We start from the raw sequence: 12,739 nt of genomic DNA on the forward strand, positions 1-12,739 counted from the left end.
ATGGCCAACAAGATCGACAAGGAAGCCATCAAGGCCAATGCCGCCAAGCGCAAGCGCGAGGGCTACACCCCCGTAGTCCCCGAGCAGCAGTTCGGCTTTATCCACAACAACGTGGATTGTATCGGCTGCCGCGCTTGCGAGATCGCCTGCAAGGACAAGAACGGGCTGGCGGCCGGGCCGCGCTTTCGTCGCGTGCAATATATCGAGGGCGGCACTTTCCCCGAGGTCTTCGCCTTCAAGATCAACATGTCGTGCAACCATTGCGCGGAGCCGGCCTGTATCCCGACCTGCCCGACCGGCGCGATCTTCAAGCGTCCCGACAATGGCGTGGTGGACATCGACACCACGCTGTGCATCGGGTGCCGCAAATGCGAGGCCTCGTGCCCCTATGGCGCGCCGCAGTTCGACCCCGAAGAAAACGTCGTCAAGAAGTGCAACATGTGCATCGACGAGCTGGAGGCGGGGCGCAAACCCTATTGCGTCTCGGCCTGCATGATGCGGGTGCTCGACATCGGGCCGATCGACCAGCTGCGCGACGGCAGCTACGAGACGAGAGCACGCGGGCCGAACGATGAGGTCGTGCGGCAGGTCAAATCCATGGCCGACCCGGAACTGACCAATCCCTCAATCGTGTTCATTCCGCATTCGAAAGGGCGGGTCGATGGGTGAACCTCAAATCAGTCTCCCCTCCCCGCCCCTGCCCCGTGCCGCCCCTGATACGGCACGGGGCACCCTTGATACCGCCGCCGAGGCTCTTGACCTATTGATCCGCCTCTTTGACGGCGAGGCAGACAGCGATCTTCTGTGCGGGCTATGTGCCATTCAGGCGCCCGATCTGTTTGAGGCGTTGCTGCCTTCCGCTGAGGGGCGAGCGGGGTCGCAGGTGCTGCGTGTGGCCCTGTCGGACCTGCCCGAGACGGTTCCCGCCCGCGTTCTGGACGCGCTGGCCGCCGATTACGCAGATGTCTTTCTGACCCATGGCTACCGGCTGGCGCCCAACGCCTCGGTCTGGCTGACCGAAGAAAAGCTGGAACGCCAGGGCCCGATGTTCGAGGTGCGCGACTGGTATGCGCATTACGGCGTGAGCGTCCCCGACTGGCGCAAGCGCGCCGATGATCACATCGTGCATGAGCTGCAATTCCTCGGGCTGCTGCTGAACCTCGGCACCGAGGCGGGCATGGCAGACGCGGCGCATTTCCTTGACGCGCATCTGCTGCCCTGGGTGCCCGAGTTCGGTCGCCGCATGGCGCTTCGTGTGGCCGAGCCGCTCTATGCCGCCGCGGGGCTGCTCTGCGCGGCCTACCTGGAGGCCCTGCGCGACCAGCTTGAGGAACTGACGGGCCTTGCGCGTCAGCCGCGCAAGGCGGTCCCTGCCTCCAGCCAGCCCGACCCCGAGGCCGCGCCTTTCGTTCCCGGAGCGGCCGAGAGTTGGTAGCCGCCGCCCTGCCCCGGCTGGCCGCGGGCAGTTGCACTGCGGCCCGTCTGTCGGCCAGTTCCTGCGCGGCCTGCATCGAGGCCTGCCCGCAAGGCGCGCTCGAACCGATCCGCGGCGGATTGCGGATTGAGCCTGAACTCTGTTCGGGCTGCGGGCTCTGCGTGGCGGCCTGCCCAGAAAGCGCGCTCTCACTGCCCGGCCCTGCCGCTGTTGTCGCGCAGCGCGCAGAGGTTGCCCTGGCGCTCTGCTCGCGCCACCCGCAAGGCGATGCGGCCCGCCCCTGCGCCCACGCGCTCTCGTTGAACGATCTTGCGGCGCTCCGGGCTGCAGGCGTGCGCCTGATCGCTCTGGCCAGCGGTGATTGCGCAACCTGCCCCGACCAGCCCCCCGAGGGGCATGACCTGTCGGCGCGTGTCGCGCAAATTTCGGCGCTGGCCGAGGCCCGCGGGTTGGCAGCGCTGGACATCGCACCCGCCAGCCGGAGCCAGGTCGCCACTTTCCTGCGCGATGCCCCAGAAAACCCCGCGCGCCGCAACCTCTTTGCACGCGTCGCCGCTCCCGAGACACACAACGACGCACTGGCCCGGTTGCAGGCGGAGCCATGCCTCGATACCGGCCTCTTCGCCACCGTTCCCTGCATTGAGGCCGGAAAATGCACGGGCTGCGGGGCCTGTTTGTGCATCTGTCCACACGAGGTCCTGATCCGTATCAAAGACGATCAGGGGGATCTGTGCTACCGGACCGAGCCTGCGGCCTGCACCGGCTGCGGGCTCTGTGCCGACGTTTGCGACGAGGATGCCTTGCAACTAGCCGCGATGGTCCCAGCTCCCCCCGACGTGCCGCTGCAGGCCTATGCCTGCCGCGGGTGCGGGGTATCGGTGCAGGAGCCCGCCGCGCATCGCCCAGCAGGCACCGAGGGCGATCTTTGCCCGGTCTGTCGTCGTACCGGACATCACCGCAAGCTGTTTCAGGTGCTGCCATGATCATGGCCCGGTTCCGGCACTGGGCGGGTGCCTCGGTGCAGCGCAAGCTGATCCTCGCCCTCGGGGGGCTGCTGATCGTTGTCTCGGCGCTGTTTCTCGTGGTGCTCAGCTCGCTTTACCGCAGCCAGATGATCTCGGTGCACGCCCGCGCGGCCGGCCAGATCAACGAACTGCTCCAGGGTGCGCTGGAAAACGCCATGCTCAAGCGCGACATTCCCGGCCTTGTGCAGATCCTCGACGGCTTGGGCCGGCAGGACGACATTGAGCGGGTGATGATCGTCAATCCCGACTTCGAGGTGCGCTTCTCATCGGACCCGGCGCGCGTCGGGCAGCGACTTGACAGCCCGGCGCTGCGCGATGCGCTGGAAAGCCGCACGCCCCACGCTCGCTACCTTGACGACGGCATGGGCGAAGTTGCCATGCGCTCGATCAACCCGGTGCTGAACCGCAGCGAGTGCAGCCAATGCCACGGCGAAGCGGCCGAGCATCCGGTCAACGGGCTGCTGGTGGTGGATTACCGTGCCGGGGCGATCCGACGCGAGGCGCTGTCCGGCGCAATCTGGCTGGGGCTCCTCGGGATGGCAGTCGTGACACTGGCCAGCGCGGCGATGTGGATCGCGCTGCGCCGTATGGTGATCGCGCCGCTCGAACGGCTGACCGCCGCCAACCGCGCGTTGGCCGACGGCCATCTTGATACAAGGCTCGATCTGCGCGGGCGCGATGAAATCGCCGACCTCGGGCAGACGTTCAACCGCATGTCCTCGCAGATCGAGGCGCAACTGGCGACGATACGGCATTCCGAGGCCGAATTGCAGGCGCTGCTCGATGCGCTGCCCGACGGTGTGCGGGTGATCGGCCCCGACTTCCGCATCCTGCGCGCCAACCGTGCCTATTGCGCACAAACCGGACATGCCCCCGAAACGGTCGCGGGCAGTTTCTGCTACGCCTCCAGCCACGCTCGCGACACCCCCTGCCCGCATACTCTGGTGACCTGCCCGGTGGTCGAACTGATCGAAAAGGGCGCCTCGGCCGTCACCTTCCGCGACCGCCACCATTGCGCCAACGGCGCGCGCACGGTGGAGGTCAGTTCGGCGCGGATCGATCTCGCGGGCAATGGATCGCCCTGTGTGGTCGAGGCGATCCGCGATCTCGACACCCAGGCGCGTATCTCGCAAGAGGAACGGCTGAGCGAGATCGGCCTGCTGGCCGCCGGGGTTGCACATGAGATCTTCAACCCGCTCTCGTCGGTTGAACTCGCGCTTGCGGCGCTCGCGCGCGAATTCGACCAGGGCCGACCGGAGCGCGCCCGGGCCTATTTCGACACGATCCGCTCCGAGGTCGGCAAATGCATCGAGATCACCGACAACCTGCTGATGCTATCCGCCCCGCCCGGCGAGGGCCGCCAACTGATCGAGCTTGACCGCGTCGTCTCGGGCGTGTCGCAGTTGCTCAACTATCAGGCCGAGCAGGGCGGCATCACGATGCAAACCGAGTTGGCCCCCGGATTGCGGGTGATTGCCACCGACGCCGACCTGCGGATGCTGATGACGAACCTGATCATGAACGCCTTCCATGCGATGCCCACGGGCGGCATCGTCACGCTGCGCGGCTGGCGCGAGGCGGGCAAGGTGCGCCTGTCGGTTTCCGACCTGGGCATCGGCATCGCCGCCGCCGATCTGGAGCGCATATTCATGCCCTTCTGGTCTCGCCGCGCCGATTCCAGCATGGGCCGCGGACTTGGTCTGTCAATCGTGCGCGGCATCCTCGACCGTCACGGCGCGACGATCGATGTTGAAAGCAACCTCGGGGAAGGCTCGGTCTTTACCGTGGCCTTCCCCGATCCCGACACCCCGGAACCAGACGTCCCGCAGGCGGATGTCACCCCCTTGCAGGAAACGCCGCCATGACACCTCCCCCCGTCGCCCCGCGCCCGATCCTTGTGGTCGAGGACGACCGCACCCTGAACCGTCTGCTCTGCGACCAACTGGTCGAACTGGGGCATGACGCACGCGGCGCGCGCTCGCGCGCCGAGGCGCTGGAAATGTTGGGCTATTTCGCGCCGGCGCTGGCGATCCTCGACATGCGCCTGCCGGACACCGATGGCATGACCTTCTTGCCCGAGCTGCGCGAGTTCTGCCCGGTGGTGATCCTGACGGCCTTCGGCTCGATCGACCAGGCGGTGCGCGCGGTCAAGGCGGGGGCGGTGGAATACATGCTCAAGCCGGTCTCACCCGACAGTCTTGAATTGGCGCTTGGGCGTGTGTTCGAGACGGCGGCTCTGCGGCGCGATCTAGCGTTCTGGCAGGCCAAAGCGCAACGCGCCGACCAGATGACCCTGACAGGCGACAGCCCGGTGATGGTCGAGTTACGCCGCATGATCGGTCTGGTGGCGGCCTCGGATGCGCCCGTGCTGCTACGCGGCGAGGCGGGCACCGGCAAGACCGCCGTGGCCGAGGCAATCCACATGCAAAGCCCGCGCGCCAACGCGCGCTTCGTCACTATCGACTGCGACCCCGAGCTGAGCGCGGCCGATCTGTTCGGCAGCCTGCCGGGCAGCGGCTCTACCCGGCGCGAGGGCCTCTTTGCCGCAGCCGAAGCCGGGACGGTCTTCCTGAACGAAATCGAGAAGCTGCCGCTAACCCTTCAGGCACCTGTGCTGCGCGTTATGGAACAGGGCTGCTACCGGCCGCAGGGTTCGACCATGTCCCTGCCCTGCCCCGTGCGTCTGATCGCGGCCACCGCCGCCGACCTCGAAGGCGCCGCACGCGAGGGCCGCTTCCGCCCCGAGCTGTTCTACCGCCTCTCGGCGCTCAGCCTCGCCGTGCCGGCCCTGCGCGAGCGCGCGCAGGACATCCCGGCCCTGGCCGAGTTCCTGCTTGAGAACCGCTCGTTCCAGCGCGGCGTCGACAAGGTTCTGCCGCGCGAAACCCGCACCGCGCTGCAAAGCTATGACTGGCCGGGCAATATCCGCGAGTTGCGCAACGCGATCGAGCGCGGGCTGATCATGTCCGCCGGTCGCGCCGAGATTCTGCCAGCCGATGTCGGGCTGGCCGGTCAGACCGGCGCTCAGGCCGCTGGTGGCAACGGTATCCTGCTACGTTTCGCCGCGCCGCCCACGCTTGAGGAGATGCGCGACGCCTATCTGCAACTGCTGCTCGACCGCTACGGCGGTAACCGCCAGAAACTGGCCGAGACACTCGGGATTTCCGAGCGCAACACCTACCGCATCCTGCGCAAGATCAACTGACTTCGCCCGAGGCAGCCGCCGCCGTTGTGTGCCGCAGCATTTCTGGCTAAGCATACTTCAGAGCCACAGCTACGGAGTTTTCCAATGCGATCCCTTCTTTCCGTGCTGGTGTTTGTCGGCCTCTCCGGGGTGGCACAGGCCCAAAGCGTGGCGGTCATGCTGGGCGATTCGGGTCTTACGCCCGACGATATCAAGGCGGTGCTTGCCGAGTCCGAGGCGCTCTACACCAACCCCGAGGTACAGGCCGGCGACAAGAGCACATGGCAAAACGAGGCCAGCGGTGCGAGCGGCTCGATCGAGGTCACCGGCGTCGAGGAAGGTTGCGTCCTGATCACGCATATCTTCGAGACCAAGGAGAAAGCCGGGCAACAGCGCGCCGAATTCAAACGCTGCAAACGGGCTGACGGGCTCTGGCAGCTTGAGTAAGCGCCGATCAGGCTGATCGGCCAACGGCCGGGCGCGACGCGCAGTAGACTTGGTCGCGATCAGAACGGCAGGCTTAGACCAAGCATCAGACCCTGCTGTTCGACGTCATACTGGAAATCGCCATCCTCACGATCGACGCTCAGGTAGCGGTAGCCGCCGACGATGGCGTTGCGCTCACTGATCCGGTAACCAAGCCCTGCAAAGACGTCGGTGGTAAAGTCCGACCCGCCCGCCCCGACCATTGCCCAACCCGTCACGAAGGTCTTTTCGCTTGTGTCGGCCAGCCAGTTTACACCCGCCAGACCATCGACCCAGTCGTTTGAGGCCGAGCCCGAACGCTCTCCCACCGTGCCACCGCTGAAACGCAGGTCGGTCTCGACGTTCCAGTAGCGAAGCCCCCCGGCCACGCGCAACTCGCCACGTTGGGATCGCGCGATGACGTAATCGCCGCCCAAGGTGAAGGCGAAATTCTTCGCGTCGAGCGAGGCGCGGCCCAGCACAGGACCAAGCGCCTGCTCGGCCCCGATCTTCACATACATCACATCGCCGAAAAGCCCGAAATTGTCCTTTCGTGCCGTCAGCCCCGCCATAGCGCCGAGATCGAGATTATCGAGAATTTCGCTGAAAGACTTATCGATATCGGCAGGGGGCACCCCGGGCACCGTGGCCACGCTTCCACTCAGACCAGAGCCCCAAAGGTAGGGGTTGAACCGCATCTTCCAGTCGCCGCTATCCTGCGCATCCGCGCGCCCCGCCGTAAACGCCAGCGCCACGATGCAGGCAATCGCCGACGCCTTTGCGCCGAGACATCTCCCCGACGCACCACCTCGCAGACCGGACTGAGCGACGAACATGGCGTTCCTCCCCCGCGTTATGCAGTCAAGGCAACATTACGCCAATTTTCTTAGAAAACACAGTGGGCATGCTTCAAAACGACCGCGCCGCGCCGAGCAAGATTTGCACGATCTCGCCCTCGCTCAGCGCAACGGGGTTCGCCTTGGTCGAGGAAGCACCAAGGGCCGCACGCGCGACAGAGTCGAAATCGCTCTCGGGCAGATGCAGATCACGCAGCGTCGGCAGACCGTGGCGGTCAACGAAGCTGCGCAGACACTCTGGCCCGCTATCGGCCCCGCCAAGCCCTTCGCGCAGCCATCCGTCTACGTCGTCGTAGCGCCGCGCGGACAGGCCCGCGCGCGCCGCAACCGTGCGGTTCACATGCAGCGCGTCGGCCAGAAGGCGCCCGCAGATGGCACCATGCGCCCCCCCCCGCCCACCGATCACCGAGGCAAGCCCATGCACCACTCCGAGCCCCGAATTGGCGAGCGCCAGACCGCTAAGGTAACTCGCCCGCGCCATGGTATCGCGCGCGGCCTCTGACGGCCCCTCCATCAGGCAGCGCAGGGCGGCGATCGCTTCGGGCAGCGTGTCGCGGCAGAGCGCATCGCTGACGGGGTTCGCGCGGTTGCACAGGTAGCTTTCGATCAACTGCGTGATCGCATCGAGCCCGGTGGCAAGCGTCAGCGCCTTGGGCAAGCCATCGGTCAGCGCCGGATCGACGATTGCCAGCGTCGGAACCAACCGGGGGTCGCGCAGGCTGATCTTCAACTGCTGCTCGGGCAGGCTGATGACCGCGTTCCGCGTGGCCTCGGCCCCGGTGCCTGCGGTCGTCGGCATGGCAACGAAGGGCAGCGGGTTGCTCAGGCGGCGCGGGGGGGCTGGCCCCAGTTCCAGATACTCCTCCGGGTCGCCCTCAGACCCCGCAAGCCCCGCGATGGCCTTGCCAAGGTCGATACTCGCGCCCCCGCCGATGGCGACCACGCACGCCGCGCGAAAGCGGCGTGCGGCGCTGACGCCATCTCGCACGTCGTCCAGACAGGGTTCGCCCGCAGAATAGTGCCGCGCGACGGCAAGGCCCAAGGCCCGCAATTCGGCCGCGAAGGTCTCGACCCAGGGAACCGAGCGGCCGCTGACCAGCAAGATGCGTGTGCCCATCCGCGCCACATGCGCGGCGGCGCCGAGGCGACTGTCGCGGCCAAAGATGGTTTGGGCCGGAGCCGTCACGGAAAAGATCGTCATCGCTCCCCCTCGGACCGCCAGCGGCCTAGAACCGCATCGTCGCGTCCACGGCGCGGCGCCAGGCCGCGTATTTCTCTTCGCGGGTCTCGGCGGCCATCTGCGGCTGGAAGCACCGCTCCAGCGCCCATTGCGCGGCAAATTCCGACTGGTTCGGGTAAAGCCCCGCGCGCTGCCCCGCCAGCCAGGCTGCGCCCATGGCGGTTGTCTCAAGCACCTTGGGCCGGTCCACCCGCGCGTCGATGATGTCCGACAGGAACTGCATCGCGAAGTCCGAGGCGCTCATGCCGCCATCGACCCGCAGCGCGGTCTCGCCCCCGCCGGTCCAGTCCGCGCGCATCGCCTGCAACAGGTCGCGCGTCTGGTAGCCCACGCTTTCCAGCGCCGCGCGGGTCAGCTCTTCCGGGCCCGAGTTGCGCGTCAGCCCGAAGACCGCGCCGCGGCACTCGGCATTCCAATAGGGCGCGCCAAGCCCGGTGAAGGCTGGCACCAGCACCACCTGTTGCGTCGGGTCGGCGCGCTCGGCCAGCCCCTGCGCCTCTTTCGCCTCGCGGATAATCTTGATCCCATCGCGCAGCCACTGCACCACAGCGCCTGCAATGAAGATCGAGCCCTCAAGCGCATAGGTCGGCTTGCCGTCCAACTGGTAGGCGATGGTCGTGAGCAGCCGGTTTTGCGAACGCACCGGCGCCGCACCGGTATTGAGCAACGCGAAACAGCCGGTGCCATAGGTGGATTTCATCATACCCGGCGCAAAGCAGGCCTGCCCCACGGTCGCAGCCTGCTGGTCCCCTGCGATCCCGAGGATCGGGATGGCGCGGCCGAAGAGGTCCGGGCGGGTCTGGCCAAACTCGGCGGCGCAGTCGCGCACCTCGGGCAGCATCGACATCGGGATGCCAAGGCGCTCGCAGATCGTCTGCGACCAGCGCCCCTTGCGAATATCGTAAAGCATGGTCCGCGCGGCATTGGTGGCATCGGTGACATGCACCGCCCCACCCGTCAGGTTCCACACCAGCCAGGTATCGACCGTGCCGAAGACAATCTCTCCGGCCTCGGCCCGCGCCCGCGCGCCTTCGACATTGTCGAGGATCCAGGCGAGCTTGGTGCCCGAAAAATAGGGATCGAGCAGCAGGCCTGTGCGATCCGTCACGACCTCTTCGAACCCTTCGGACTTGAGCGCCTTGCACAGCGCCGAGGTGCGCCGATCCTGCCAGACAATCGCGTTATGGATGGGCTTTCCGGTCTTGCGATCCCAGACCAGCGTCGTCTCGCGCTGGTTGGTGATGCCGATGGCTGCGATCCCCTCGGCACCCGTGCCCGCGCGCTCGATGGCGGCGCGGCAGGTGGCGGCGGTGGTGGACCACAGATCGGCCGGGTCATGCTCAACCCAGCCACTGGCCGGATAATGTTGGGGAAATTCTTCCTGCGCCGAGGAGACCACGTTCATCGCCTGATCGAAAAGAATGGCCCGTGTGGACGTGGTTCCCTGATCGATTGCAAGAATATGGGTCATAACCGCTTCTCCTCAGAGCAATGGTTCGCCCGGCATCCTGGCGCCGGACGTTTCCAGGATAGCCGAGGCCCCGTGGGGCCCCGGCCGGGGAGGAAGGCTTACTGCCAGGACTTGATCAGCTCATCATAGCTGACGGTCTGCGGGGTTTCGTCCTCGTTTTCAAGCTTGGGATAGGGCGCGCCGGGCTGGTCGAACCAGTACTGGGCGTCCATTTCCTCGTTCAGCTTGGGACCGATGTCGCCCTGGATACCGGCACGCTCAAGACGCTCCAGCACGCGCTCCTGATCGGAGCAGAGCGCATCGAGTGCCTCTTGCGGGCTCTTTGCGCCCGACATGGCATCGCCGATGTTCTGCCACCACAGCTGCGCCAGCTTCGGGTAGTCCGGAACGTTGGTGCCGGTGGGCGACCATGCCACGCGGGCGGGCGAGCGGTAGAACTCGACCAGACCGCCCAGCTTGGAGGCGCGCTCGGTGAAGCTGTCATGCTGCACGGTCGACTCGCGGATGAAGGTCAGACCCACATGGGATTTCTTCACGTCCACGGTCTTCGAGGTGACGAACTGGGCATAGAGCCAGGCCGCCTTGGCGCGATCCACCGGGGTGGACTGCATCAGCGTCCAAGAACCGGCGTCCTGATAACCGACCTTCTGACCCTCTTTCCAGTAAACGCCATGCGGCGAGGGGGCCATGCGCCACTTGGGCGTGCCATCCTCGTTCATCACCGGCAGGCCCGGCTTGACGGTGTCAGCGGTGAAGGCGGTGTACCAGAACATCTGCTGCGCAACGTTGCCCTGCGCCGGGATCGGGCCGGCCTCGGAGAAGGTCATGCCTGCCGCCGCCGGGGGCGAGTATTTGTTCAGCCATTCGATCGCCTTGGTCACGGCATAGACCGCCGCGGGGCTGTTGGTCGCGCCGCCACGTGCCACGCACGAACCCGTCGGCTGCGAGTTCTCGTTCACGCGGATACCCCATTCATCGACCGGCAGGCCGTTGGGTTCACCCACGTCGCCCATACCGGCCATCGACATCCAAGCATCGGTGTAGCGCCAGCCAAGCGAGGGGTCTTTCTTGCCGTAGTCCATGTTGCCATAGACCGCGCCCTGAACGCCCAGGTGCGACAGGTCGCGACCGGTGAAGAACTCGGCGATATCCTCATAGGCCGACCAGTTGACCGGAACGCCCAGATCGTAGCCGTAAGCCGCCTTGAAGTCGGCCTTGTTCTTCTCGTCGTTGAACCAGTCATAGCGGAACCAGTAGAGGTTCGCGAACTGCTGGGTCGGCATCTGATAGACCTTGCCATCCGGGCCGGTGGTGAAGCTCAGGCCGATGAAGTCCGCCAGATCGAGCGTCGGCAGGGTCACGTCGGCGCCCTCGCCCGCCATCCAGTCGGTCAGGTTGCGCACCTGCTGATAGCGCCAGTGGGTGCCGATCAGGTCGCTGTCGTTGACATAGCCGTCGTAGATATTCTCGCCCGACTGCATCTGGGTTTGCAGCTTCTCGACGACGTCGCCCTCGCCGATCAGGTCATGGGTGACCTTGATGCCGGTGATCGCGGTGAAGGCCGGGGCCAGCACCTGGCTTTCGTATTCGTGGGTGGTGATCGTTTCGGAGACGACCTTGATCTCCATACCCGCGAAAGGCTTCGCCGCATCGACGAAGAACTGCATTTCGGCTTCCTGCTCGGCACGGCTCAGCGACGACAGATCGCCGATCTCCTTGTCGAGGAAGCCGCGCGCGGCCTCCATGTCGGCGAAGGCCGGACCCGCCAGGATCAGCAGCGCCGCCGTTGTTGACTTGAGTTGGTGGTTCATTTTGTCCTCCCGTATTGAACCGTTCGTTCCTTGAGTACAAAGCGTGGCCGGGCCCTTTCCCGCCTCGGCCGCGCAGCCGTTTCCTAGACCCAGCGGAACACCGCTGCGGCGTAGATCAGGCAGACGACAAGGGCATAGGGCTGCCCCGCGCCCACGACACCAAGCCAGGCCAGATTGATGAAGGCCGAGCCCAGAAGGGTGATGAAAAGCCGGTCGCCGCGCGTGGTCTCGATCCGCAGGATGCCCACGCGGGGGGTCTCGGGGTATCTGATCGCCAGCACGGTGAAGACGATCAGCAGCGTGGCGATCACGGCGAAGAAGGTCGCGGTCGGCCAGGTCCAAGCCATCCAGTCCATTGTTTTTCCTCCTCTATCCGGTGCTCACACGCGGCCCAGGGCGAAGCCCTTGGCGATGTAGTTGCGCACGAAGTAGATCACGAGCGCGCCGGGCACGATCGTCAGCACCCCCGCGGCGGCCAGCACGCCCCAGTCGATCCCCGAGGCGCCCTGCGTGCGGGTCATGATCGCGGCGATGGGCTTTGCATCGACCGTGGTCAGCGTGCGCGACAGCAGCAGCTCGACCCACGAGAACATGAAGCAGAAGAAGGCCGCGACACCGATGCCCGAGGCAATCAACGGCATGAAGATCTTCACGAAGAAGCGCCCGAAGCTGTAGCCGTCGATATAGGCGGTCTCGTCGATCTCCTTGGGAACGCCGCGCATGAAGCCTTCAAGGATCCAGACCGCCAGCGGCACGTTGAACAGGCAATGCGCCAGCGCGACCGCGATATGCGTGTCGAAGAGCCCCACCGAGCTGTAAAGCTGGAAGAAGGGCAGCGCGAAGACCGCAGGCGGTGCCATCCGGTTGGTCAGCAGCCAGAAAAACAGGTGCTTGTCGCCCATGAACTGGTAGCGCGAGAAGGCATAGGCCGCCGGCAGCGCCACCACGAGGCTGATCACCGTGTTCATCACCACATAGATCAGCGAGTTCACATAGCCCATGTACCAGGCCGGATCGTTCAGGATCGTGGCGTAGTTCGCGAAGGTCAGATCGCGCGGGAACAGCGTGAAGGTGTTGAGGATCTCGGTGTTGGTCTTCAGGCTCATGTTCAAGAGCCAGTAGATCGGCAGCATCAGGAACAGCAGATAGATCGTCATCACGACGGCGCGGCTGTTGATGCGCACCTTGCTGCGGCGGGCCTGGCCCTTGGCGGTCGCGCCGCCCGGGATCTGTGCGGTTGCATCGACCATG

The 12,739-nt window shown here is 65.8% G+C and carries 12 protein-coding genes; 6 read left to right on the forward strand and 6 right to left on the reverse strand.

The genetic code is table 11. The annotated features are described in order from the left end of the window. The 6 genes from N3C64_RS14630 (at position 1) to N3C64_RS14655 (ending at position 6,091) form a co-directional block, all read left to right on the forward strand. On the forward strand, positions 1-669 hold the full coding sequence (locus N3C64_RS14630) for a 4Fe-4S dicluster domain-containing protein (RefSeq protein WP_260015015.1): 669 nt from the start codon (positions 1-3) through the stop codon (positions 667-669). Beyond that, positions 662-1,435 carry a TorD/DmsD family molecular chaperone gene (locus N3C64_RS14635; RefSeq protein ID WP_260015016.1) on the forward strand — a complete coding sequence of 258 codons (774 nt, stop codon included), beginning with the start codon at positions 662-664 and terminating at the stop codon, positions 1,433-1,435. Before N3C64_RS14630 ends, N3C64_RS14635 begins: the two co-directional genes overlap by 8 nt. Then, on the forward strand, positions 1,429-2,418 hold the full coding sequence (locus tag N3C64_RS14640) for a 4Fe-4S binding protein (RefSeq protein ID WP_260015017.1): 990 nt from the start codon (positions 1,429-1,431) through the stop codon (positions 2,416-2,418). The genes N3C64_RS14635 and N3C64_RS14640 overlap by 7 nt, the downstream gene beginning before the upstream one ends. Beyond that, the gene (locus tag N3C64_RS14645; protein ID WP_260015018.1) at positions 2,415-4,325 is read left to right on the forward strand and encodes a sensor histidine kinase; all 1,911 of its coding nucleotides are present in this window, start codon (positions 2,415-2,417) and stop codon (positions 4,323-4,325) included. The genes N3C64_RS14640 and N3C64_RS14645 overlap by 4 nt, the downstream gene beginning before the upstream one ends. Next, positions 4,322-5,665, forward strand: a complete 1,344-nt coding sequence (locus N3C64_RS14650; RefSeq protein ID WP_218629472.1) for a sigma-54-dependent transcriptional regulator — start codon at positions 4,322-4,324, stop codon at positions 5,663-5,665. Before N3C64_RS14645 ends, N3C64_RS14650 begins: the two co-directional genes overlap by 4 nt. 84 nt (positions 5,666-5,749) lie before the next feature. Beyond that, positions 5,750-6,091, forward strand: a complete 342-nt coding sequence (locus N3C64_RS14655) for a hypothetical protein (RefSeq protein ID WP_260015019.1) — start codon at positions 5,750-5,752, stop codon at positions 6,089-6,091. A 59-nt stretch (positions 6,092-6,150) separates the two neighbouring features. Here N3C64_RS14655 and N3C64_RS14660 read toward each other — a convergent pair whose 3' ends face one another. From N3C64_RS14660 to N3C64_RS14685, 6 genes are all read right to left on the reverse strand, one after another. Then, on the reverse strand, positions 6,151-6,945 hold the full coding sequence (locus N3C64_RS14660; protein ID WP_260015020.1) for a hypothetical protein: 795 nt from the start codon (positions 6,943-6,945) through the stop codon (positions 6,151-6,153). A gap of 73 nt (positions 6,946-7,018) precedes the next feature. Further along, positions 7,019-8,167, reverse strand: coding sequence for an iron-containing alcohol dehydrogenase (locus tag N3C64_RS14665; RefSeq protein ID WP_260015021.1), 1,149 nt, complete (start codon positions 8,165-8,167; stop codon positions 7,019-7,021). Positions 8,168-8,192: 25 nt separating this feature from the next. Further along, a complete protein-coding gene (glpK, locus tag N3C64_RS14670; protein ID WP_260015022.1) occupies positions 8,193-9,677 on the reverse strand; it encodes a glycerol kinase GlpK in 1,485 nt (494 codons plus the stop codon). A 98-nt stretch (positions 9,678-9,775) separates the two neighbouring features. Further along, entirely contained in the window at positions 9,776-11,488 is a 1,713-nt protein-coding gene (locus tag N3C64_RS14675) for an ABC transporter substrate-binding protein (protein ID WP_260015023.1), read from the reverse strand. An 83-nt stretch (positions 11,489-11,571) separates the two neighbouring features. Next, positions 11,572-11,844 (reverse strand): DUF2160 domain-containing protein, encoded by a 273-nt coding sequence (locus tag N3C64_RS14680; protein ID WP_260015024.1) that lies wholly within the window; start codon positions 11,842-11,844, stop codon positions 11,572-11,574. Positions 11,845-11,868: 24 nt separating this feature from the next. Continuing rightward, positions 11,869-12,738, reverse strand: a complete 870-nt coding sequence (locus N3C64_RS14685; RefSeq protein ID WP_218629465.1) for a carbohydrate ABC transporter permease — start codon at positions 12,736-12,738, stop codon at positions 11,869-11,871. Position 12,739 lies beyond the last annotated feature (1 nt).

This window comes from Sedimentimonas flavescens (assembly GCF_025154035.1).
Lineage (GTDB): Bacteria > Pseudomonadota > Alphaproteobacteria > Rhodobacterales > Rhodobacteraceae > Rhodobacter > Rhodobacter flavescens.

What these genes read in the sequence shown, in the direction of transcription:
- N3C64_RS14630 (WP_260015015.1), top strand. Translation starts at nt 1, where the DNA reads ATGGCCAACAAGATCGACAAGGAAGCCATCAAGGCCAATGCCGCCAAG.
- N3C64_RS14675 (WP_260015023.1), bottom strand. Translation starts at nt 11,488, where the DNA reads ATGAACCACCAACTCAAGTCAACAACGGCGGCGCTGCTGATCCTGGCG.
- N3C64_RS14685 (WP_218629465.1), bottom strand. Translation starts at nt 12,738, where the DNA reads ATGGTCGATGCAACCGCACAGATCCCGGGCGGCGCGACCGCCAAGGGC.
- N3C64_RS14665 (WP_260015021.1), bottom strand. Translation starts at nt 8,167, where the DNA reads ATGACGATCTTTTCCGTGACGGCTCCGGCCCAAACCATCTTTGGCCGC.
- N3C64_RS14635 (WP_260015016.1), top strand. Translation starts at nt 662, where the DNA reads ATGGGTGAACCTCAAATCAGTCTCCCCTCCCCGCCCCTGCCCCGTGCC.
- N3C64_RS14650 (WP_218629472.1), top strand. Translation starts at nt 4,322, where the DNA reads ATGACACCTCCCCCCGTCGCCCCGCGCCCGATCCTTGTGGTCGAGGAC.
- N3C64_RS14660 (WP_260015020.1), bottom strand. Translation starts at nt 6,945, where the DNA reads ATGTTCGTCGCTCAGTCCGGTCTGCGAGGTGGTGCGTCGGGGAGATGT.
- N3C64_RS14655 (WP_260015019.1), top strand. Translation starts at nt 5,750, where the DNA reads ATGCGATCCCTTCTTTCCGTGCTGGTGTTTGTCGGCCTCTCCGGGGTG.
- N3C64_RS14680 (WP_260015024.1), bottom strand. Translation starts at nt 11,844, where the DNA reads ATGGACTGGATGGCTTGGACCTGGCCGACCGCGACCTTCTTCGCCGTG.
- N3C64_RS14645 (WP_260015018.1), top strand. Translation starts at nt 2,415, where the DNA reads ATGATCATGGCCCGGTTCCGGCACTGGGCGGGTGCCTCGGTGCAGCGC.
- glpK (WP_260015022.1), bottom strand. Translation starts at nt 9,677, where the DNA reads ATGACCCATATTCTTGCAATCGATCAGGGAACCACGTCCACACGGGCC.